This is a genomic window from Flavobacterium limnosediminis JC2902 (genome assembly GCF_000498535.1).
GTDB lineage: Bacteria > Bacteroidota > Bacteroidia > Flavobacteriales > Flavobacteriaceae > Flavobacterium > Flavobacterium limnosediminis.
The window spans coordinates 400646-422077 of record NZ_AVGG01000001.1 but is presented as its reverse complement, the minus strand read 5'-3'; the positions used below and the strand labels follow the sequence as shown (position 1 = coordinate 422077).

General features: G+C 40.8%; 21 protein-coding genes. 8 read left to right on the top strand and 13 right to left on the bottom strand.

From position 1 onward, the window contains the following. Window positions 1–20: 20 nt before the first annotated feature. Genes hemE through hemA form a run of 4 tightly spaced genes read right to left on the bottom strand, consistent with a single transcriptional unit; the run spans window position 21 to window position 3937 of the window. Complete coding sequence (hemE, locus tag FLJC2902T_RS01885) at window positions 21–1046, bottom strand: uroporphyrinogen decarboxylase (RefSeq protein ID WP_023578093.1); 1026 nt, start codon at window positions 1044–1046, stop codon at window positions 21–23. 47 nt (window positions 1047–1093) lie between these two features. Continuing rightward, window positions 1094–1762, bottom strand: coding sequence for a uroporphyrinogen-III synthase (locus tag FLJC2902T_RS01880; RefSeq protein ID WP_035676679.1), 669 nt, complete (start codon window positions 1760–1762; stop codon window positions 1094–1096). Beyond that, entirely contained in the window at window positions 1762–2685 is a 924-nt protein-coding gene (hemC, locus tag FLJC2902T_RS01875; RefSeq protein WP_035676676.1) for a hydroxymethylbilane synthase, read from the bottom strand. Before hemC ends, FLJC2902T_RS01880 begins: the two co-directional genes overlap by 1 nt. Further along, on the bottom strand, window positions 2678–3937 hold the full coding sequence (hemA, locus tag FLJC2902T_RS01870) for a glutamyl-tRNA reductase (protein ID WP_023578090.1): 1260 nt from the start codon (window positions 3935–3937) through the stop codon (window positions 2678–2680). The genes hemC and hemA overlap by 8 nt, the downstream gene beginning before the upstream one ends. Window positions 3938–4167: 230 nt before the next feature. Between hemA and FLJC2902T_RS01865 the strand changes: the two genes are divergently transcribed. After that, complete coding sequence (locus tag FLJC2902T_RS01865; protein ID WP_023578089.1) at window positions 4168–5034, top strand: helix-turn-helix transcriptional regulator; 867 nt, start codon at window positions 4168–4170, stop codon at window positions 5032–5034. Window positions 5035–5248: 214 nt separating this feature from the next. On the opposite strand, the gene FLJC2902T_RS01860 is transcribed toward FLJC2902T_RS01865, so the two are convergent. Genes FLJC2902T_RS01860 through FLJC2902T_RS01850 form a run of 3 tightly spaced genes read right to left on the bottom strand, consistent with a single transcriptional unit; the run spans window position 5249 to window position 7592 of the window. Continuing rightward, window positions 5249–6067 carry a hypothetical protein gene (locus FLJC2902T_RS01860; protein WP_023578087.1) on the bottom strand — a complete coding sequence of 273 codons (819 nt, stop codon included), beginning with the start codon at window positions 6065–6067 and terminating at the stop codon, window positions 5249–5251. A gap of 8 nt (window positions 6068–6075) precedes the next feature. After that, a complete protein-coding gene (locus FLJC2902T_RS01855; RefSeq protein WP_023578086.1) occupies window positions 6076–6831 on the bottom strand; it encodes a hypothetical protein in 756 nt (251 codons plus the stop codon). 11 nt (window positions 6832–6842) lie between these two features. Next, entirely contained in the window at window positions 6843–7592 is a 750-nt protein-coding gene (locus FLJC2902T_RS01850; protein ID WP_023578085.1) for a hypothetical protein, read from the bottom strand. A 395-nt stretch (window positions 7593–7987) separates the two neighbouring features. Here FLJC2902T_RS01850 and hemH point away from each other — a divergent pair, with 395 nt between their 5' ends. The 6 genes from hemH to FLJC2902T_RS01820 all read left to right on the top strand — a co-directional run bounded on the left by hemH (window position 7988) and on the right by FLJC2902T_RS01820 (window position 14319). Further along, entirely contained in the window at window positions 7988–9004 is a 1017-nt protein-coding gene (hemH, locus tag FLJC2902T_RS01845) for a ferrochelatase (RefSeq protein WP_023578084.1), read from the top strand. Window positions 9005–9006: 2 nt separating this feature from the next. Further along, on the top strand, window positions 9007–9564 hold the full coding sequence (locus FLJC2902T_RS01840; protein ID WP_023578083.1) for a CopD family protein: 558 nt from the start codon (window positions 9007–9009) through the stop codon (window positions 9562–9564). Between the two features lie 60 nt (window positions 9565–9624). Further along, the gene (locus FLJC2902T_RS01835; protein ID WP_035676672.1) at window positions 9625–11040 is read left to right on the top strand and encodes a sensor histidine kinase; all 1416 of its coding nucleotides are present in this window, start codon (window positions 9625–9627) and stop codon (window positions 11038–11040) included. A gap of 4 nt (window positions 11041–11044) precedes the next feature. Further along, window positions 11045–11827, top strand: coding sequence for an enoyl-CoA hydratase/isomerase family protein (locus tag FLJC2902T_RS01830; RefSeq protein WP_023578081.1), 783 nt, complete (start codon window positions 11045–11047; stop codon window positions 11825–11827). 72 nt (window positions 11828–11899) lie between these two features. Next, window positions 11900–13243: an NADP-specific glutamate dehydrogenase gene (gene gdhA, locus FLJC2902T_RS01825; protein WP_023578080.1), complete on the top strand. Its 1344-nt coding sequence runs from the start codon at window positions 11900–11902 to the stop codon at window positions 13241–13243. Window positions 13244–13485: 242 nt separating this feature from the next. Continuing rightward, window positions 13486–14319: a hypothetical protein gene (locus FLJC2902T_RS01820; RefSeq protein ID WP_023578079.1), complete on the top strand. Its 834-nt coding sequence runs from the start codon at window positions 13486–13488 to the stop codon at window positions 14317–14319. A 429-nt stretch (window positions 14320–14748) separates the two neighbouring features. On the opposite strand, the gene FLJC2902T_RS01815 is transcribed toward FLJC2902T_RS01820, so the two are convergent. The 6 genes from FLJC2902T_RS01815 to FLJC2902T_RS01790 form a co-directional block, all read right to left on the bottom strand. Further along, window positions 14749–15393: an HD domain-containing protein gene (locus tag FLJC2902T_RS01815; protein WP_023578077.1), complete on the bottom strand. Its 645-nt coding sequence runs from the start codon at window positions 15391–15393 to the stop codon at window positions 14749–14751. A gap of 86 nt (window positions 15394–15479) precedes the next feature. Further along, window positions 15480–16478, bottom strand: a complete 999-nt coding sequence (locus FLJC2902T_RS01810) for an acyl-ACP desaturase (protein WP_023578076.1) — start codon at window positions 16476–16478, stop codon at window positions 15480–15482. Window positions 16479–16482: 4 nt separating this feature from the next. Continuing rightward, window positions 16483–17217, bottom strand: coding sequence for a lysophospholipid acyltransferase family protein (locus FLJC2902T_RS01805; protein ID WP_023578075.1), 735 nt, complete (start codon window positions 17215–17217; stop codon window positions 16483–16485). Between the two features lie 84 nt (window positions 17218–17301). Further along, window positions 17302–17712, bottom strand: a complete 411-nt coding sequence (locus tag FLJC2902T_RS01800; RefSeq protein WP_023578074.1) for a BrxA/BrxB family bacilliredoxin — start codon at window positions 17710–17712, stop codon at window positions 17302–17304. Window positions 17713–17780: 68 nt separating this feature from the next. After that, window positions 17781–18251 (bottom strand): thioredoxin family protein, encoded by a 471-nt coding sequence (locus FLJC2902T_RS01795; protein WP_023578073.1) that lies wholly within the window; start codon window positions 18249–18251, stop codon window positions 17781–17783. Between the two features lie 167 nt (window positions 18252–18418). Further along, entirely contained in the window at window positions 18419–20674 is a 2256-nt protein-coding gene (locus FLJC2902T_RS01790; RefSeq protein ID WP_035676669.1) for a TonB-dependent receptor, read from the bottom strand. A gap of 100 nt (window positions 20675–20774) precedes the next feature. Between FLJC2902T_RS01790 and FLJC2902T_RS01785 the strand changes: the two genes are divergently transcribed. Next, the gene (locus FLJC2902T_RS01785) at window positions 20775–21431 is read left to right on the top strand and encodes a metal-dependent transcriptional regulator (RefSeq protein WP_023578071.1); all 657 of its coding nucleotides are present in this window, start codon (window positions 20775–20777) and stop codon (window positions 21429–21431) included. Window position 21432 lies beyond the last annotated feature (1 nt).

The window sequence follows — 21432 nt, the reverse complement described above, 5'->3', positions numbered from 1 at the left end:
TAACTGAATACTGCGACTGCCTACTGATTATATTCTTTCACCGCTTCCACAAACGCCTTGGCATGATCCACCGGGATATTCGGTAAAATACCATGTCCTAAATTCACGATGTATTTGTCTTTTCCGAATTCGTCAATCATTTCGTGAACCATTTTCTTGATGGTTGGAATTGGTGATAACAATCGTGACGGATCGAAATTACCTTGTAATGTAATATTTCCACCTGTTAAATATCTTGCATTTCTTGGCGAACATGTCCAATCCACACCTAAGGCAGATGCTTTCGATTTAGACATTTCATTCAGTGCAAACCAACAGCCTTTTCCGAATACGATAACTTCCGTTTCTTCGGCTAAAGCTTCTACGATTTGGTTGATATACTTCCATGAAAATTCCTGATAATCGGCCGGGGACAACATGCCACCCCAGGAATCGAAAATCTGAATCGCGTTACAACCTGCTTTTACTTTTTCCTTTAAATATAAGATAGTCGTATCGGTAATTTTTTGCAATAAAGTATGAGCTGCTACCGGATTTGAAAAACAGAATCCTTTCGCCGTATCAAAACTTTTAGAACCTTTTCCTTCCACGGCATAACAGAAAATCGTCCAAGGTGAACCCGCGAATCCGATTAACGGCACTTCGTCGTTCAGCATTTCTTTGGTCAGTTTGATGGCATCCATCACATAACCTAAAGTTTCTTCGATATCTGGAATGAAAACCTGATTTACCTGTTCCATTGTACGGATCGGATCCGGGATAATCGGACCTAAATTGTCTTTCAGTTCCACATGGATTCCCATCGCTCTGGGTACCACTAAAATGTCGGAAAATAAAATAGCAGCATCCGGTTTTACGATACGGATTGGTTGTACGGTAATTTCAGCAGCCAGTTCCGGGGTTTCGCAACGGGTGAAAAAATCGTATTTGTCGCGAAGCGCTCGGAATTCCGGTAAATATCTTCCTGCCTGACGCATCATCCAAACCGGTGGGCGTTCTACAGTTTCTCCTTTTAGGGCTCTTAAAAATAGGTCGTTCTTAATCATATTTCTTTTATAGTTGCAAAGTGGTAAAGCGCCAGTGTTGCAAAGTTTTATTTAAACTCGTTTATGCATTGTATAATCACGTTTTCAACGGAAGGCTGATTGGCGATTATGATGTTTTTGATTCCGGATAGTGCAGCGGCTTCAGCAGTAGTTTCGCCTATGCAGAACACTGTTTCTGTGGTGATTTTATTTTTTTTCAGATAACTTTCCACGCCGGACGGACTGTAAAATAATATACCGTCCACTTTAGAATCTATTTTCTGAGGCGTTAAAAGCGTCTGATAGACTTCGATTTCATTGAAAGTGATTCCGGCTTCGGTTAGCGCTTCGGGTAAGGTATCTCGACGTAGATTGCCGCTGAAAAACGTATAACTTTCATTCGGATACACTAAAGCAATAATTTCGGCTAAATCGGCGGCGTAACCAGTGTAAGCCTCCACTTTAAATCCGTTTTCTTCGAGTAAGGCTTTCGTTTTTAATCCGACACAAAATACTTTTTTCGATTTCAGTTCGTTGCTTTTCGGATGTTGTAATATGCTCTGAACACCATTCTGACTCGTGAAAATCAATGTTTCGTTTACGTTTTTTAATTCGAAATCGTTGGTTTTGGTCTCAATGAAATCGGCTTCAATCACTGAGAAATTTGCATTCAGCAGAAATTGTTTCTGATTACTCAATAATTTTTTGGTGGATAGTATGCGAATCGCGTCACTCATTATTTTTTCAGTTTCGATTTAATGTCGGCCATTAATTCCGAACCTCCATTGGTTAAAATTTCCTGAGCGGAATTGTAGCCCAGTTTTTTCCATTCGGAAATATCCACGACTTTATTGATTTCGAATTTCTGACTTCCGTCCAACGAAAACAAAACACCCTGAAAATGTAGCGTGTCGTCAATCTCGTTGTATCTCGCAATAGCACCGATCGGAGCGGTACAACCGCCTTCCAGGGTTCGTAAAAACTGGCGTTCAATATAAGTACAGATTTCGGTTTCGATATGATTCAGTTGTGCTAAAGCGTCCAATGCGAAGTCGTCGTTTTCCATGGCAACAACCATCATGGCGCCTTGTGCTGGTGCGGGAATCATCCAGTCCAAATCGATGTATGTTTCGGGTTTCAGGTTGATGCGTTCCAGTCCGGCTGCGGCAAAAACGGCTCCATTCCAATCACTATCCTGTAGTTTCTGCATGCGCGTATTTACGTTTCCGCGTAAATCCACTACGTTGTGATTTGGGTATTTGTTCAGCCATTGTGCCTGACGTCGTAAGCTTCCGGTGGCGACAGTCCCGTTTCCGTTTAAGAAATCAAGATTGCCTTTGTGAACTAAAATGTCGACGGTGTTGGCTCTTTCCAGAACGGCGGCCTGAACGATACCCTGAGGTAAAGCGGTCGGAACGTCTTTCATGGAATGTACCGCGATGTCAATCTGACCCGAAATCATGGCGACATCCAGGGTTTTGGTGAAGATTCCGGTGATGCCCAATTCGTATAAAGGCTTGTCCAGAATAATGTCGCCGGTAGATTTTACGGCAACGATTTTGGTGGAATATCCGAGCTGTTGCAATTGATGCTCAACAGTGTGTGCCTGCCATAAGGCCAGTTCGCTGTCGCGGGTTCCGATGCGTATGGTTTTAGTCATTCTTTACAGTTTCTATCTGAAAGATTTTTTCAATCCACTCGATGCTTTCATCGACCATGGTTGCGTCGTCTTTGAGATGATTGGCAAAATGGTTTGTGATTTTCTGAATAATGCGGTTGCTGATGATTTCAGCTTGTTCCTCATGGAAATTGTTGAATTTCTTGCGGTGAGCAGTCAATTCTTTTTCCTTGATGGTGTTCAGTTTTTCTTTTAGGGCATGTATCGTTGGGGCAAATTTTCGAGCCTTGGTCCAACTGATGAATTCGTCTTTGATTTCCTCGATGATGGCTTCGGCTGCCGGAACGTGTTTTTTTCTGTTTTCCAGGGTTTCGTCGGTCATTTGCGATAAATGATCCATGTGGATCAATGTCACATCGTCCAATTCCTGAACGTTTTCGTTTACATTTTTCGGAACAGACAAATCCAGAATTAAAAGTGGTTTTTTTAGGTTTAGTATCGCCTTGTCAATAGTGGGATTCTGCGCTCCTGTTGCTACCACCAATACATCTGCCTTTTGTATTTCTGCTTCCAGATTAGCATAGTCTTTTACGATTACATCCAGTTTACGGGCTAGTTTTTCGGCTTTGTCCTTGGTTCTGTTGATTAAGGTAATCTGCTCGTGTTTGGTATGTTTTACCAGATTTTCGCAGGTGTTCCTTCCGATTTTTCCGGTTCCGAAAAGAAGAATGTTTTTATTGGAAATGTCTTCGACGTTGTTGAAAATATAGCGAACCGCGGCAAAAGAAACTGAAGTGGCTCCCGAGGAAATTTCGGTTTCGTTTTTGATTCGTTTGCTGGCCTGAATTACGGCGTTACACAAACGCTCCAGATGACTGTTCACCAGATTGTGGTTTTTACTGGCCACAAAACTGTTTTTTATCTGACTGATGATTTCAAAATCACCCAAAATCTGACTGTCCAGTCCGGTTCCTACACGAAACATGTGGCCAATCGCCTCCTTGTTTTTATGTACGTAGGCTACTTTCTGAAATTCTTCGATGGTTCCAAGACTGTTCTCGCACATCAGCTTAATCAGCTGAAAGGGATGTTGTGCAAAGCCGTAAATTTCGGTTCTGTTACAGGTGGAAGTAACTATCAGACTTTCGATTCCCTCATTTCTGGCTTGTAGTAACAAGGCCTCTTTTGCTTCATTGTCCAGGCTGAATTTTCCTCTGATTTCGGCGTCCGCTTTTTTATAGCTCAATCCGACAACATAGAAGGAAGCAGGCTTTGATATCGTGTAATTTTCCATGCTTTTCACTTTAAACTTAAAGTTAAACAAATGTATTACTAACCCATTTATTAAAATAACGCTGGAAGGACTTTTTATGTCGCTAAGAGATTTTTTTGTCCTCTAAATGATTCTTTAGCGTTATTTCTATTAAATTTGTATATAAATCAAGTCTTTTGAACGCTTTTATTTAGAGTTATTCTAAATAAAATTAAAAAATCGTTCAGTATTATTTTTTAAAAAATATCGCTATGGGTTCTACAGAAGAAATAAAAATTGAGGAAGATTTCATTTTGCTTCGTTTTCAGAATGATTCGGATGAAACCGTTCGTTTTGAACGCCAAGTAAACATGGGACTTATACAGTTTCATTTTGGGTTGAAGGGAAGTGCGAAGTTTATTTTCAATCAGGGCAATTATGCTTTGGAATTAAGGGAAGAGAAATCACTTTTACTGTATAATCCGCAAAAGGAATTGCCGCTTCAGATGGAAATTGCACCCAAATCCTGGGTGATTTCTGTTTTGGTTTCGATTAAAAAGTTTCACGGATTGTTTTCGGAACAGGCGGAACACATTCCGTTTTTAAGTGACGAAAATCGCGACAAAAAGTATTATGGCGAGGAAAACATCAGTCCGTCAATGGCCATTGTACTAAATCAGATGTTTCATTATTCGCTGAATCCTTCGATAAAAAACATGTACTATAAAGGGAAAGGCTATGAGTTGCTGAGTTTGTTTTTCAACCGAAATGAAGATCCTAATGCCGAACAATGTCCGTTTTTGATTGACGAAGAGAATGTTCTGAAGCTTAAGAAAGCCAAAGAAATTGTGATGGCACATATGGCAGAACCTCCCGGATTACAGGAATTGGCCGATCAGGTAGGGCTGAATCTGAAAAAATTAAAAATGGGTTTTAAACAGATTTACGGCGATACGGTATATGGTTTTCTGTTTGACTACAAGATGGAATACGCGCGTCGTTTATTGGATTCCGGTTCGTATAACGTGAACGAAGTGGGACTGAAAATCGGTTACAGCACTGCCAGTCATTTTATTTCGGCATTTAAGAAGAAGTTTGGAACCACACCTAAAAAATATTTGCTGGAAAAGACAGCATAGAAACCTACCGTCTGAATACAAATATCAGATAGAATATTGAAAAACACAAATTGTACAAATTTTTACAAATTAATCCGTTAAATCTGTGGAATCTGTGTTTGATTATTTATAAAGTGGCTTCAATTATCACTCCGAATCCGTCCAATAAATACCCATCTGTTACGGTTTATACATATGTCCAGACGGTAGCATAAAACACCTTTTCGGTTGTTTTTTAATGATAATAGTGTGCGATAATCTGGACTTCGTCGCTCCCGGTTCCCAAATACATTTTCTGTGATCCGGTTCCTACGGCTGCTGATACTGCCAATTGCGCTGAAAACATTGGACAGTAAGTCCCGGCGGGGAGTTTTACGTAGTCCGTTCCGGTAATGTGAAAATCTTCATATTCCCCTTTGTTCGAATCTTTATTGGTATAGTATTGTCCGCTTATTCCCAATCCTCCGCCAATCGTTGAAGTCCCTGAATCGATTAAAAATGAACCTCCGATAAGGTTGCCTTCTAAATCGGTTGTGACAATAGGGCCTGCATAATTCCCGCTTCTGAAATACAGTAAGGTCTGAACCGCTCTGGCATAACCGTCATTAACTCTGTTGCTTCCGTTTTTTTCAATCATAAAAGAAACAGAATAATTGATCTCAATTATTGCCGGTTGTGTTAATGTAAAGGTAGAATTAGGGATGTCTCGGGGGATTCCCGCAAAATCAAAACCGTCGCCATATCCGTGTTGTGTTATCTGGTTGATACTTGGGTCTTTGGGGTCATTCAGGTAATTTTCGGAATCGAATAAAATGGCAATATTATTCTGTGCGGTTCCCAATATCAGATCGCCATTGGCGTTAACAAAAACACGGCTGACAGAGCCTGGGCCAAGATTGTTTGTGTTGGCGGGATAGCTTAAGCCGTCAATTTTAACTGTCGAAGCAGATCCGGCAACATGAAGACCTTGTTGCGGAGTATTGGTGTTGATCCCAACCTGCGCTAAGAAACATGAAGGTATCAACAATAGCAGAAGGAAGTAGTTTTTTTTCATGGGAATTGTTAGTTATAAATTCGTACTCTTAAAAGGTCCTGCATGCCGCCAAAGCCAATGCTGGTATGTTTATTTGCTCCATCCGTCGTTTCCGCAAAGAAATGAAGCGAGTGGTTTCCGGCCGGAATAGTTGAGTATCCGTGGCCATTGGTATAAGCATAACCCAATATTCCCTGATCGTCTGAAGCATAACTTTGGGCGTTTAACCCGTATTTTTTTGATAATTCGATGGCACTCAACCCGTCATCATTGATGTCAATGCAGAAGTATATTTTGTAAGTTCTGGCCGAAACATCGTTAAAAGCCGTTTCTGAAATGTTCAAATCGGTTTTAGAAAGCAATACGGAGATGCTGTATTTAACCTCAATCAGGGCTGTACCGGCCGAACTGAAATCTACCGTGGTAATCAACCCGGCTGATGACGTTGCGGATGTGATGTTGTTTAAAATCTGTCCCCGGTTACTCGCTCCGTCGGGAATAAAATTATTGTTGGTCAGTAGAAAATTAATGGGAGCAATTATGCCTCCAGGTCCGGTTCCGTTCAGGACAGATGGGTTTATGGTTACATCTCCTGAGTCATTTACAAAAGCATGTGCCGGTTTTATACCGTTATTGTACATGGGACTGTTAACTGCATTTAAACTTTCAATCCGGATAGTGGATGTATTTCCTCCAACATGTAAGTCGGCCAGCGGATTAGCGGTCCCGATTCCTATTTGAGCATTCATCCAAAGAGGAAATAATAAAAGGATTATTTTTTTCATAACCAATGGTTTTAATAAAGTCTCATGAATACGGAATCGATGTCTACGGCCAGTCGCACATAAGTTTCTAATGAAGGCAGACTGGAAGATAGTTCTGTCTTAAAGTGTACCGTATGTGTACCCGGTGTTAACTGGATATACGTCGTGCTGGAGTTATAGAGTTGTCCCGTTGCTCCAATCCTTTCTGTCGGGAGGAACGGTGCCGGATTGTTGATGTTTTGGTTCATGTAGCATTTTGAAGCCTGGCCGTATTTTCTTGTAGCTGAATCGAGAGTATAATAAGTGGTTATTCTTCTGGCTCCTCCATCGCGAATCATGGTTAAAGGGGAATTGGTTTGGTATACTTCAAAACTTAAACTGTATTTTACTTCGAGAACCGCTGCCCTTGGAACCGTTATGGTGTAAGTGAAAAAAGTTTTTTCCACTTTACCGTCTGCATCATCAGTTGTCAACGTTATTGAGGATGTTGGTATGGACATATGGTCAATGGCATCTAAACCATCACTGTTTGTCAGTGCTTGTGTGCTTAATGTAAGTATTCCGTTGCTGTCAACATAAAGCGGATAGGTTCCACCTGGTTGAAGGTTGCCGCCATTATAAGCATTATTGTCTTTGTCCAGACTCTCAATTCTGAGAGTTCCCACACTGTCATCCAGATGAAGTTTTTGTTGAGGGTTGGTCGTTCCGATCCCAACAGCTGCGGTTTGTGCCTGTAAAAAAACGGAAACCAATAATGTGATTAGAGTGTAGAGTTTTTTCATGCATTTGGGGATTTAGATTACTACTTGTTTTACGTTCAAAATGTTAAAATTGTTGTTTCTTGTTGGCTACAGTTACCGTCAATAATCTTAAAATCCGACCGAATGAAATTCCTACGGAAATGCATTATTGTTTTTGGTAAACTTTATTAAATAAAAAAAACTACTTTTTAATTCTTGAATAAATGTCAGTATGGAATTAATTTTGCAGATTATTTTTTATTAATATTTAAATTTATTGCTAAAAAATGTAACTATTTATCATAAAATCTGAATATTCTATAAAATGACATTTAGTATCGATAAGTTGCAAAAAAAGGATAGTTGTGGCGGTGGAAAATGGCCAAGTCTGAAATTAAATTGTGGATAATTGTCTTACCTTTGACAAAAATTACAAAATGAAGGGAGTATTACTGGTAAATTTAGGGTCGCCTGAGAGTCCGGAACCCAAAGACGTCAAGCCGTATCTGGACGAGTTTTTAATGGATAAATATGTGATAGACGTTCCTTATCTGTTACGTGCTTTTCTGGTACGAGGGATTATATTAAGAAAGCGCCCTGAAAATTCATCAAACGCTTACAAAAGGATCTGGACAGATGAAGGTTCTCCGCTTATTGTCATTTCGAAAAAAATGCATGAGAAAGTTAAGGGAAGGGTTGATCTTCCGGTTGCTTTGGCCATGCGTTACGGGAAGCCCAGTATGATGTCGGGATTACAGGAGCTGGCTGATAAAGGCGTAACTGAGGTAATGTTGTTTCCGTTGTACCCGCAACACGCCATGGCTTCCACAACAACCATTTTAGTGTTGGCGGAAGAGTTACGAAAAAAGCATTTTCCACAAATGACCTTTACCATTGTTCCGGCCTTCTATAATAAAAAGGACTACATTCAAAATCTGGCCGATTCCATCAAAAAACACCTGGAAGGTTTTGAATACGATCAGTTGTTGTTTTCCTATCACGGGATTCCGGAACGCCATATCCGCAAAACCGATGTAACCAAATCGCATTGTAAGATAGACGGATCGTGTTGTAATACGCCTTCACCGGCCCATGAATTCTGTTACCGTCACCAGTGTTATGAAACGACACGGCAGGTGGTTGAAATCTTAGGACTTCCGAAAGAAAAATACAGCCAGACGTTCCAATCCCGATTGGCAGGCGACAAATGGCTAGAGCCGTACACTGATGTGGAAATCAATAAAATGCCCGAAAAAGGAATTAAAAACCTGGCGGTGGTAACACCGGCTTTTGTAGCAGATTGTCTGGAAACACTGGAAGAAATTGCCATGGAAGCGAACCATCAGTTCAAAGAACACGGCGGTGAAAACTTCAAATTTATCCCATGTTTAAATGATGACGAAGATTGGATGGATACCATTGCAAAATGGATCAACGATTGGGCTAAAAACTAATCATGGACGAATACTATAACTACATAAAATCCCTGCATCTCATCTTTGTAATTACATGGTTTGCAGGGCTTTTTTATATTGTACGCTTGTTTGTGTACCATGCCGAGGCGAAATTAAAACCGCAGCCGGAACAGGATATTCTTATCAAGCAATACCAATTGATGTCGTACCGTCTTTGGTATATCATTACCTGGCCATCGGCCGTTCTGGCCAGTATTTTTGCGTTTTGGATGTTGTTCGGTACCGAGCTGGGAAGTGCTTGGCTGAAAATGCCCTGGATGCATGTTAAGTTAGGTTTTGTTTTCTTACTATATTTATACCATCTGAAATGCCATCAGATTTTTGTTCAATTGCAGCGAAACGAAGTAAAACATTCTTCCGGGTTTTTCAGATTGTGGAATGAAGGCGCAACACTTATCCTTTTTGCAGTGGTTTTTCTGGTGATACTGAAAGACGCCTTCAATTGGATTTATGGCGTAATCGGAATTTTTCTTTTTTCGGTTATACTGATGCTGGGCTATAAATTCTATAAAAAGGTGAGAGAAAAAAACAAGTCCTAAACAATGGCTAAACCAATTAAAATAACGCAGTTATCGCTTCGATTACGAATTTTTCTGTCGATGATATTGCTTACCTTAATTGCGTCGGTCTTAATTGCCGCGGTTTCCATTTATCAGTTTAAAAAGGAAGCCAGGGACTACCATCAGGACCGTCTGGAACGAAAAGAAGATGCCATAACGGAGCACATCAATTACATTCTTTCCACGACAACCTATCCGCTTACCACCAAAAACCTGCCGCTGATCTTCAAAGAAAAAATCTATGAATTGGCTAATATCCATAGCCTTGAAATCAACATCCATGATTTAAAAGGAAACCTGCTTATTTCTTCCAAAGGCGCCTTTTCCGTAGATAAAGTGGCCGAACCGATTCCGCCCATTATTCTTAAAATCATACAGTCCTCCACCAGCAAACGCTTCGTGGATCTGCAAATGATAAATGGGCAGCGCTATCGTTCTTCCTACAGTTATCTGAAAGACACCAAATTCAAACCGCTCGGCATCTTAAACCTTCCGTATGTGGAGGAGACCACTTTTTATCAGAATGAACTCCGCAATTTCCTTATGCGCTTTGGTCAGGTCTATCTGTTCATGCTGCTGATTTCGTTTGTCATCGCTTATTTCCTTTCGAGTTATATTACGAAATCCCTGCAAACCATCAGTGATAAGATCCGCGAAACACAACTGAACAAAAAGAACGAAAAAATCCAGTTGGAGTCTACCAGTCATGAAATCAAATCCTTGGTGGATGCTTATAATGGGATGGTGGACAAACTTGAAGAAAGTGCAGTTTTGTTAGCGCAAAGCGAAAGGGAAGAGGCTTGGCGCGAAATGGCCAAACAGGTGGCACACGAAATTAAAAACCCATTGACGCCCATGCGGTTGACGGTGCAGAGTTTTCAACGGAAATTCGATCCGAACGATCCGAACGTCTATCAGAAAATGAATGATTATTCGAAAACACTCATCCAGCAGATTGATACGATGAGTTCGGTGGCATCGGCGTTTTCCAATTTTGCGTCGCTCCCGGCACAGCAGAATGAGACCTTAAATATTGTCTATGTTGTTCAGTTGGCACTGGATATTTTCAACGAACATTATATCCGATTTGCGGCACCGGAGGCGGAAATTATCACTAAAATAGACCGGACCCAATTAATCCGTATTATTACCAATCTGGTTAAGAATGCCATACAGTCGATTCCGGAGGATGAAGAAAATCCGCTTGTTTCCGTAAATGTTTTCCGAGAAGGCGATACGGCTAAAATTGTGGTAAAAGACAACGGGAAAGGCATCAGCATTGAAAATAAAAATCGTATTTTCGAACCTAAATTCACCACCAAAACCAGTGGAATGGGATTGGGTCTCGGAATCATAAAAAATATCGTGGAAAGTTACCACGGCAGCATAACCTTTGAAAGCGAATTAGGAGCAGGGACCGAATTTACGGTGACCCTTCCCATCATAAATACGTAAACTAATGAACTACGAAAACATTTTAATCGAAAAAGAAAACGGAATTGCCGTTATCACTATCAACCGACCAACAAAGTTAAACGCGTTAAATAAAGCTACCATAGAGGAATTGCATAACGCATTTAAAGCCGAAAATGAAGATGCAGCGACGAAGGTAATTATCGTAACCGGAAGCGGAGAAAAAGCCTTTGTGGCCGGAGCCGACATCTCTGAATTTGCCAGTTTTTCAGTAGGACAAGGTTCTGAATTAGCTGCGAAAGGTCAGGAATTATTGTTTGACTTCGTTCAGAATCTGTCCACTCCCGTAATTGCAGCCGTAAACGGATTTGCCTTGGGAGGCGGTTTGGAACTGGCCATGGCAGCACATTTTCGTGTAGCTTCGGACAATGCTAAAATGGGGCTTCCGGAAGTGACTTTGGGTGTGATTCCGGGTTATGGAGGTACGCAACGTTTGCCGCAATTGGTAGGGAAAGGACGTGCCATGGAAATGATCATGACCGCCGGTATGATAGACGCGCCAACGGCATTGAATTACGGATTGGTAAACCACGTGGTTGCTCAGGAAGAATTGCTTGCCTTTGCCAAAGGGATTGCATCAAAAATCGCCAAAAACTCCAGTGTGGCCATAGCTAAAGCGATTCAGGTTATCAATGATAATTATGTCGACGGGGTTAACGGGTTCCAATCGGAAATCAGAGCCTTCGGAGAATGTTTCGGAACGGAAGATTTCAAAGAAGGAACCACAGCATTTTTAGAAAAAAGAAAAGCGGAATTTCCCGGGAAATAATTTTGAAGCGAACTGTAACAGGTTCGCTTTTTTTGTACTTTTATTAAACATCACACTAAACCACTATCATATATGTTACAAAAAGTCGCCGATTTTCTTGCGGGAGTAGCCCAAAAGAATCCAAATGAACCTGAATTTTTACAAGCCGTAAGAGAGGTTGCCGAAACGGTAATTCCGTTCATCGAAAAAAATAAAAAATACCAGAATAAAATGCTTTTGGAGCGTATGGTGGAACCGGAAAGGGTTTTAATGTTCCGAATCGCGTGGATTGATGACGCCGGAACTATCCACGTGAACAAAGGCTACCGTATCCAGATGAATTCGGCTATCGGGCCTTATAAAGGAGGATTGCGTTTTCATCCCTCGGTGAATTTGAGTATTCTGAAATTCCTGGCGTTTGAACAGGTATTCAAAAACAGTCTGACCACGTTGCCGATGGGTGGCGGTAAAGGAGGTTCCGATTTTGAACCGAAAGGAAAATCCGATATTGAAATCATGCGTTTCTGCCAGGCTTTCATGACCGAGCTGGCGCGTCATATTGGTGCAGATACCGATGTTCCTGCAGGAGATATCGGAGTTGGAGGTAGAGAAGTGGGTTATATGTACGGCCAGTACAAGAAACTGCGTAACGAATTTACCGGAGTATTAACCGGTAAGGGAATCACTTTCGGAGGATCGCTTATCCGTCCGGAAGCTACAGGGTATGGAGATGTGTATTTTGCACAGAGTATGCTGCAAACCCGAGGCGAAAGTTTTGCCGGTAAAACCGTAGTGGTTTCAGGTTCCGGAAACGTAGCGCAGTATGCCATTGAGAAAGCAACACAATTGGGAGGGAAAGTGGTTACGGCTTCAGACTCTTCAGGGTATATTTATGATGCCGACGGAATTGATGCCGATAAACTGGCGTACATCATGGAAATCAAAAATGAACGTTACGGCCGTATCAACGAATACGTTGCCAAGTATCCGAATGCCAAATTTGTGGAAGGACAAGAGCCATGGGGAATTAAATGCGAGATCGCGTTACCATGTGCCACGCAAAATGAATTGGACGGAGAAGCGGCAAAAACACTAATCGCAAACGGATGTTTCTGTGTGGCCGAAGGGGCTAACATGCCGTGTACGCCGGAAGCGGTTGAAGCTTTTCATCATGCCAAAATATTATTCGCTCCAGGAAAAGCGTCCAATGCCGGAGGTGTGGCCACATCGGGCTTGGAAATGTCGCAAAATTCCCTGCGTCTAAGTTGGACAAGAGAAGAAGTAGACGAAAGACTGAAAGCCATTATGGAAGATATTCATGAGGCTTGTGTACTGTACGGAACCAGTCCGGATGGTTACATTGACTACGTGAAAGGGGCTAATATTGCCGGTTTCGTTAAAGTGGCCGATGCGATGTTAGCACAGGGAGTGGTTTAGTTAGTAGGCAGTCGCAGTTTACAGTTATAGTATAAGAATCGCGGTTATCAGTTGTAGAATTGATGACCGCGATTTTTTTATTGTAACAGGTAAGCTGAATTTTGTTAGTAATAAAAATACTATGATTTTTTCATTCCCAATGATTTTATTTTTCTCTAATTTGGCGTCGAATCGAATGTTATTACAAATCTGATTATGTGATATCGCAAAAGAAGTATTTGATTTGACACAAGACCCAAAGTATGTATAAAACAATAGGCCTTTTTCTTTTTTTCTGTAACCTTGTAAATGCTCAGGTTTCAGTAAATATCTTTAATTCGGTTGATAAGAAACCCGTTGCTTATGCCAGTGTCTGGAAAGACAAAAACATATATAAAACAGCCGATTCCATAGGCCATTTTGTTTTAGATAAAGGAGATACGAATGGAGAATTTAAAATTTCGGCAATCGGTTTTCATGAAAAGATTTTCAAAATCGAAAAAAATGAAAGTGAGATTTTTTTAGAACCGAAAGTTGTCCAACTTGAGGAGGTTAAAATCGTAAAAAGAAAACATAAAAAAAATCAGAAACTTGGAAAGGCTAGGGGAGGTGATTCTGCTTACGCAGGTCAATACGATTCTAAAAGTTGTATAACAGCAAAGTTTTTTCCAAATAATGGTAATATGGATGGTTTTCTAAAGTCGATTAAATTTAAAGCAGGCTCTAGTGAAGGCACTCGTCTTTTGAATGTACACTTCTATTCTGTTGATGAAAACGGAGCTCCTGGGGAACCGCTTTATAATGAAAATTTGATCTGTAAAGTTAAAGAAGGAACGAGAAAGATCCATTTTGAAATTGATGATTTAAATATCATGTTGCCTGAAGATGGCTTGTTTGTGGTTCTTGAAACACTTTTGCTGGAACAAAATAAGCAATATTATAAAGGGCCTGGTTCACTTCCGACTTCCTTTATATATGAGCCTTATGTTTCTATAAATTTCATTGATGAAAACTTTGATACTTGGTTTTTCGAAGGTGATAAGTGGCACAAAAACACTAGGTTTTCTGTAAATATGGAACTAGTTGTTTCAGATTAATTGCAAATTTGTGCAATCGGGTTTAGTTCTACTATTAAACTTTTGAAAACAGAAGCTAATCAAATTTCACATGTCATAATACAGTAATTAACTGTATTTTTTAATAGCATTCATTAAAATTTTACTGAGGGTTACTAAAACTTTAGTAGTTGTCACCAAAATTTTGATAGACTGCACCAAAGTTTTTGTAAGAGTCGCTAAAATTTTAGTAAGAATTAGTAAAATTTTACTAAAGCAAACCAAAATTTTCGTAAGAATCATCAAAGTTTTACTAGAACATACCCAAATTGTGGTCTATGGAACTAAAAAAATTAGTGCTTTTATTGAAGTGTCAGATAATCTTCTGCATGCAGGCATAAAAAAAGCGGTTCTCAAAATCCTGAAAACCGCTTTCTATTTTCCGTCAACTGCGACTGCCAACTGTGACTGCTATTTATCCCCCTCCCATTCCGCATAAAACTGCGATAGGAAATTTTCCATGTAGCGGTGGCGTTCCAAAGCGATTTTCTTTCCGGTTTCGGTGTTCATCTTGTCTTTTAAAAGCAACAGCTTTTCGTAGAAATGGTTTAATGTTGGGGCGTTGTTGTTCTTGTATTCCTCCTTGCTCATGTTGAGGTTTGGCTGGATGTTCGGGTTGTACAACGGTCGGTTTTTGAATCCGCCATAATTGAATGTTCTGGCAATGCCAATCGCACCTAAAGCATCTAGGCGGTCAGCATCTTGAACTATCTCCAGTTCTTTGGAGTGGAACTCCTTTTCGAAATTCCCGCCCTTAAACGAAATGTTTTCGATGATGGCAATCACGTGTTGAATGGTTTCTTCCGAAACATCCTGACTTTCCAGAAAATCGCGGGCTGTTTTCGGACCCACATTTTCGTCGCCGTCATGAAATTTACTGTCGGCGATATCGTGCAGTAAGGCGCCTAATTTCACAACGGTCAAATCACAGGTTTCGTCCTGGGCGATTAAAAGCGCATTTTTATAGACGCGTTCGATGTGGAACCAGTCGTGACCGCCTTCGGCATTTTCAAGTTGTTGTTTTACGAATCGTATGGTATTGTCAATTACTGTCATTGCTGTTCGGATTAAAAAAAATCCCTTCGGTAAGGAAAGGATTTGTCTTGGTTCTTGTCTCTTGATTCTTTGTTTATAAAAGAAAATTATTTTATCAGTGCAGGCTGAACCCACTTGAATAATTTTTCTTCGGTCGGAACTACCATTCGCTCTGCGATTCGGGTCATTCTTGCCGGTAATTTCAATAAGTAATCGCGAGCTTTTTCGGCTTCATCTGTCAGTCCGGTGATTTTATCGATTTCCCATTTAACGTTTAATTTTTCAAGAATATCTACATAATCCATTGCGGTATAAACCCCGATACGTTGTGCCGATTCCGAGAATTTTTCAAACGCTGTTCCGATACTGTCACCGGATTCACGGATCAAATGCGCCGGCATTGTAATTTTCTGTTTCATCATGTATTGGAAAGCCAACATCATTTCGCTTGGATCCACCTTGAAAATACGATCCACGAATTCGCTGTAAGCCAAATGGTGACGCATTTCGTCTCCGGCAATAATTTTACAGATTTTCGATAGTTTGTTGTCGCCGTATTTTTTAGCCAATTGTGCCACACGGTTGTGGGAAATGTAAGTGGCTAATTCCTGAAAACTGGTAAATACGAAGTTTTTATACGGATCTCTGTCGGTTCCCGGATCGAAACCGTCGTTGATTAAGTGTTGCGTGGTCATTTCCACTTCGCGCATGTTTACGCGACCTGACAGGTATAGGTATTTGTTCAGTAAATCACCATGACGGTTTTCCTCACCGGTCCATTGGCGTAACCATTTTGCCCAGCCGTTATCGCCGGTTGATGTTTTCTGGTCTACACCATCCACATCCATTAGCCAGGATTCATAAGTAGGCAGGGCTTCTTCCGTGATGGTGTCTCCAACAAGAACTACCCAGAAATCATACGGTAAATCCTTGGCGATTTCACGTAATTCGGTCACTTCATCCAAAAAAGTATCTTTTTCGGAGTTAGGTAACAAATCGCTTGGTTGCCATATTTTTTCAACCGGAATCAGATAGTTTTCTACGAAACTGTCTATGTTTTTCTCCAGAAATTGCATTACTTCCAGACGTACATTTTGTATTGACATAACTTTAAAATTGTATTCCTTCCACCACGGCCTTTTCCGTTTTTTCCATCAATTCTGCAAAAGAATAGTCTTTAACGGCCATGGGTTCATGAATGGTGAATTGTAATCGGTTGCCCAATCCCATGGGAAATTGTCCGTAGCGGATCATTTTCCAGGAATTGTTTATAGATATAGGTACAACATACGCGGATGGCGCATATTTGCACAGTATTTTCAGTCCGTTTTCCGAAAAACGTTTCGGAACGCCGTTTCTGCTTCGTGTCCCTTCCGGGAAAATTACAGCAGAACGGTTGTTTTTTTCAATATACTCGCCTAAACCTTTAATCAGCGGTAAGGCTTGTTTTGCATCTTTTCTGTCGATTAGGATAGAACCTCCGTGACGTAAATTGTACGACACACTTGGTATTCCTTTGCCGAGTTCTTTTTTGCTGACAAATTTCGGATGAAAACGTCGCAAATACCAAATCATTCCCACGATATCATACAAACTCTGATGGTTGGCTACAAATATAATCGGCACTCCTTTCGGAATCTTGTTTATGTTTTCAAAATGGTAGGTTGCACCCAAAATATTGGTACACTTTCCAAGTAGAAAATTCAGATAATCGACACTTTTTTTGTGTGCCTGATACCCGAAAACGTTAAAACAAACCCATTGTATCGGATGAAACAGCAGTAGACATAACGCAAAAGCCAAATAGAATACAATGGAGATTGGGTATGAAATTATTTTTTGCATTAATCGTGGTATTTGCTACAAAGATAAGGCTTTAAATAAAAAAAACCACGTACAAACGCGGTTTCAATTGTGACTTTTTATATACTAGCAGTATTCGTTGAATGCGTCCTTAAGGTTTTCCGCGATTAATTCTGCCGGTCGGCCTTCAATATGATGACGCTCTAACATGTGAACCAACTCCCCGTTTTTGAATAGTGCCATACTTGGTGATGACGGAGGGAAAGGGAACATGTGCTGACGCGCTGCATCAACCGCTTCTTTGTCTACTCCTGCAAAAACCGTAATTAAATTGTCTGGTTTTTTGCTGTTGTCTAAACTCATTTTTGCGCCCGGACGTGCATTTCTTGCCGCACAACCGCAAACGGAATTTACCACTACCAAGGTGGTTCCTTCTTTTGCTAAAGCTTGTTCTACTGCTTCAGCGCTATATAAATCCTGAAAACCTGCTTCTGATAATTCAGCTCGCATTGGTTTTACCATTTCTTCTGGATACATAATTTAAATTTCTAAGTTAATGTGCTGCAAAGTTACAAAGTAAAATTGTATTTTGTGTTAGAATGTTGTTAATGAAAATCAGCTGCTTCTTTCAGCAAACTTATCATGGTTTTAGGATCGGTAAATTCACTGATCTGCAACAGTATCGTATTGTTTTTATCAAGGATTGAAAACGTCGGGTAAGTGATTCCGCCGTCTACGGTAGCCAATGCTTCGGCGAGTTCGTGTATGCCTGTGTTTTTTCCTTTCGGCTTAAAGATAAACGTCTGGTTTTTGAAAACGATGGGCGCTTTACTTTCCGCATCCAGCGAAACAAAGTAGAAATTCTCATTTAGCAATTGAATGACCTCCTGATTTTTAAACGTCGAATTTTCCATCATCTTACAATACTTGCACCACGAGGTATGCACGAATACGAAAATCGGTTTTGGGTTTTGTTGCTCCAATTTTTCCGCTTCCGAAAAGGTATAGGTTTTCAGTTGCGCGAATCCGGAGAAGGCACAAAAGAGAACAAATAGTATTGCAAGTTTTATCTTCATTTTATGGAACTGAAATATGCTTAAATTTGCGTATTTCAGTACTTTTTTTGTTTTTAAAATTTTAAGCCACAGATTACACAAATTTACACAGAGTAATCCGCGTTAATTCTTGAAATCTGTGGCAAAAATAAACATTCTGACTGTGGCAGATTTTCAGTCTATGTGGTTTATTTCAGAGTATACCGGATTCCAAAAAAACCTCTGATGCCCTGATTCGGACCATACACATAACCGGGATCGAATGTTAACGCATATGGATTGTCCGGTGTAACCATAACGCTGCCGTCCGGATTATATTGCACATTCTCGTCAAACGGATCATTTGCCCGGGCAATGATAAACGGATTGCCTTTATTCGGGGTCCAATTGAGTAAATTTTTGATTCCGCCATACAATTCAAAGTTTTTTAACTTATTGAAAGTGAACTGGATATTCTGAATGCTCCATGTTGGCGAATATTCCTGACGCGGGTCCAGATCGCCCAATAGCGGCAAACGCATCGGACCGTAAAGGTTCCCCGTGTAATCGATGTCAAGGAACCATTTTTTCAAACGGTAGGAAACAGCCCAGGTTCCTGAGAATTTTTCCGTGAGCATTTGTCGGGTTTTCACATCGTTTTCCGTTTTGGCAACATCCATTAACGTGGCACCTACAATCAGTTTCAGTCCGTTTCGGAAAACGGCATCGAGATTTACACTGATTCCTTTGGTAACGGCATATCCGTCAAGGTTTTTATAAATAATCTGATCCGGGTTGGTGTCGTAATCCGGAATGATAGAGTTGGTAAAATGTGTGTACCATGCGGAGGTTTCCAGCGCCAGGTAATCGCCATCCTTAGAATAGAATTTCTTTAGGTAGTTGATGTTCATGTTGTAGGAACGCTCGGGCTTAAGATCCTCCAGAATGATAACTTTACGGGAACCTGTCAGCGCGGCGTGTTCTTCGGTAAACAGATTAACAACACGGAAACCGGTTCCTGCATTGAAACGCAGTATGGAACTGTCATCGGGTGCCCATTTGTAGGCCAGACGCGGAGTGACAATGCTGCCGTGATCGTTGTTGTAATCGTAACGGATGCCTAACAACGTAGTGTGTTTTTCCGCCAGACGGATTTCGTCCTGAACAAAAAGGCTGGGAATCCAAGTCTCATCATCAGTTTGGGCAGCCACTGTGGTATTGTCGTTATAAAACTGATAGCGGACCGCGGTTCCGAAAAGGAAATCATGACGGTTTATTTTTTTATCCCAGGTAAGCTGGCTGAAGCCGATTTTCTGTTGTGCCAAAAAGGGTATTTTACCGTAAACCGAATTCTGATCGTGATCGGTATACGAAAAGGAAAACAGCATTTTTTCGGAAACCGGCAGCTCATAAGCGCCTAATAATTCCCAACGTTTGGTGTAGATGCTTTCGCCATAAACTTCGTCACCGCCTCTGTATTTCTTTTCCCACTGCATTTCACCGCCCCAACGGTCTTCGTAAAAATAGCGTCCTGCCATTGAGAAAAGTTTGTTGCTTTTTCGGTTGAAATTCCACTTCTGGAAAATGGAAATACGGTCCTGTAGGGTTACATCGGTAAAATTATCGTTATTGTTGTCGATGGGATTGCTGTAGTTGAAGTAATTTATCCCGGTTAGCACTGATGCGGTTTTTCCGGCATTGGCTTTGAATCCCAAATCGGCATTCACTTCGCCCCAGCCTGATACAAAAGTGTCGGCGAAAAAGGAAGGGGAACTTTTTGGGTTTTTGGTGATGATGTTGATCAATCCGCCCACGGCTTCACTTCCGTAGAGCGAGGAGGCTGGGCCTTTTACGATTTCAACGCGTTCCAGAAGCGAATTCGGAATTCCGGAAAGTCCGTATACAGTAGATAATCCGCTCACTATCGGCATACCGTCAATAAGTACCAAGGTGTAAGGGCCTTCCAGTCCGTTGATGTGAATGTCACCGGTGTTGCAGACATTACAGTTCAATTGCGGACGAACACCGTTCACGTTTTGCAATGCTTCGAATATAGTAGGTGTCGGATTCTTTTTGAAGAACGTGGGTTTGTATACTTCTACGGGTACCGGGCTTTCCAGACGGTTGACGGCTTTCAGGGTTCCGGTAACCACCACTTCGTCCAGTGAATTGTTTTCTTTCAGGTCGAAATCGAGAATAATTTCTGTGGTGTCCGTAACGATTACCTTTTCGCGAACCGACCGGAAACCGGAATGGGAAACCACAATTTCATAATTGCCTTTCGGGATGCTATTGATGCGGTAATTTCCCAAACTGTCGGTGGGAACCCTTAAATTGGTTTTGCTCAAAGCAACATTGGCGTGCTCCAACGGCATTCCCAATGAGGTGACTTTTCCTTTAAGGGTTGTCTGTCCGAAAGTTACCAAAGTGAATAAAAGACATGTTATATGAATTAGATTTTTCACAATTTAAATTTAGTTATTTACGTAATTAAAATTTAGGCAAATCTAAAAATTTATTTTGAATCAAAAAAATTTGTACTTTTGAAATCGAAAAAAAAATGCAATGACCTATTCTGAAGAAAATTACCTGAAAGCGATTTACCATCTTTCGTTATCCCAAAAACAGGGCGTGAATACGAATGCCATTGCGGCGATGGTAGAAAGTAAAGCCTCATCGGTTACCGATATGATTAAAAAGCTGGCCGAGAAGGAGTTGGTGATTTATCAGAAATACCAAGGTGTTTCATTAACAGAACACGGACTTTTGGCGGCAAAAATGATTGTCAGAAAACACCGTTTGTGGGAAGTTTTTCTGGTGGAAAAGCTGGATTTTTCCTGGGATGAGGTGCATGATGTGGCCGAAGAACTGGAACATATCAAATCGGAAAAGCTAATTAACAAACTGGATGCTTTTTTAGGTTTTCCAACGGAAGATCCGCACGGCGACCCGATTCCGGACAAAAACGGAAACATTGTTAAAGTGGAAAAACAGTTGTTATCGGAATTTGAAATCGGTCAGACCGGAATTTGCGTGGGCGTAAAAGATTCGTCCTCGAGTTTTTTACAATACCTGGACAAACAACAGATTGCCTTAGGATCTAAAATTAAAATAATTGCAAAAGAAAGTTTCGATATGTCGTTAACCATTGAAGTAGAAAAGAAGCAAATGATCATTTCGAATAAAATTGCAAGTAATCTTTTTGCAAAAATCGTTTTATAAA

What these genes read in the sequence shown, in the direction of transcription:
- FLJC2902T_RS01820 (WP_023578079.1), top strand. Translation starts at nt 13,486, where the DNA reads ATGTATAAAACAATAGGCCTTTTTCTTTTTTTCTGTAACCTTGTAAAT.
- hemA (WP_023578090.1), bottom strand. Translation starts at nt 3,937, where the DNA reads ATGGAAAATTACACGATATCAAAGCCTGCTTCCTTCTATGTTGTCGGA.
- hemC (WP_035676676.1), bottom strand. Translation starts at nt 2,685, where the DNA reads ATGACTAAAACCATACGCATCGGAACCCGCGACAGCGAACTGGCCTTA.
- hemE (WP_023578093.1), bottom strand. Translation starts at nt 1,046, where the DNA reads ATGATTAAGAACGACCTATTTTTAAGAGCCCTAAAAGGAGAAACTGTA.
- FLJC2902T_RS01795 (WP_023578073.1), bottom strand. Translation starts at nt 18,251, where the DNA reads ATGAAGATAAAACTTGCAATACTATTTGTTCTCTTTTGTGCCTTCTCC.
- hemH (WP_023578084.1), top strand. Translation starts at nt 7,988, where the DNA reads ATGAAGGGAGTATTACTGGTAAATTTAGGGTCGCCTGAGAGTCCGGAA.
- FLJC2902T_RS01880 (WP_035676679.1), bottom strand. Translation starts at nt 1,762, where the DNA reads ATGAGTGACGCGATTCGCATACTATCCACCAAAAAATTATTGAGTAAT.
- FLJC2902T_RS01835 (WP_035676672.1), top strand. Translation starts at nt 9,625, where the DNA reads ATGATATTGCTTACCTTAATTGCGTCGGTCTTAATTGCCGCGGTTTCC.
- FLJC2902T_RS01855 (WP_023578086.1), bottom strand. Translation starts at nt 6,831, where the DNA reads ATGAAAAAAATAATCCTTTTATTATTTCCTCTTTGGATGAATGCTCAA.
- FLJC2902T_RS01815 (WP_023578077.1), bottom strand. Translation starts at nt 15,393, where the DNA reads ATGACAGTAATTGACAATACCATACGATTCGTAAAACAACAACTTGAA.
- FLJC2902T_RS01810 (WP_023578076.1), bottom strand. Translation starts at nt 16,478, where the DNA reads ATGTCAATACAAAATGTACGTCTGGAAGTAATGCAATTTCTGGAGAAA.
- FLJC2902T_RS01830 (WP_023578081.1), top strand. Translation starts at nt 11,045, where the DNA reads ATGAACTACGAAAACATTTTAATCGAAAAAGAAAACGGAATTGCCGTT.
- FLJC2902T_RS01805 (WP_023578075.1), bottom strand. Translation starts at nt 17,217, where the DNA reads ATGCAAAAAATAATTTCATACCCAATCTCCATTGTATTCTATTTGGCT.
- FLJC2902T_RS01865 (WP_023578089.1), top strand. Translation starts at nt 4,168, where the DNA reads ATGGGTTCTACAGAAGAAATAAAAATTGAGGAAGATTTCATTTTGCTT.
- FLJC2902T_RS01800 (WP_023578074.1), bottom strand. Translation starts at nt 17,712, where the DNA reads ATGTATCCAGAAGAAATGGTAAAACCAATGCGAGCTGAATTATCAGAA.
- FLJC2902T_RS01850 (WP_023578085.1), bottom strand. Translation starts at nt 7,592, where the DNA reads ATGAAAAAACTCTACACTCTAATCACATTATTGGTTTCCGTTTTTTTA.
- FLJC2902T_RS01860 (WP_023578087.1), bottom strand. Translation starts at nt 6,067, where the DNA reads ATGAAAAAAAACTACTTCCTTCTGCTATTGTTGATACCTTCATGTTTC.
- gdhA (WP_023578080.1), top strand. Translation starts at nt 11,900, where the DNA reads ATGTTACAAAAAGTCGCCGATTTTCTTGCGGGAGTAGCCCAAAAGAAT.
- FLJC2902T_RS01840 (WP_023578083.1), top strand. Translation starts at nt 9,007, where the DNA reads ATGGACGAATACTATAACTACATAAAATCCCTGCATCTCATCTTTGTA.
- FLJC2902T_RS01785 (WP_023578071.1), top strand. Translation starts at nt 20,775, where the DNA reads ATGACCTATTCTGAAGAAAATTACCTGAAAGCGATTTACCATCTTTCG.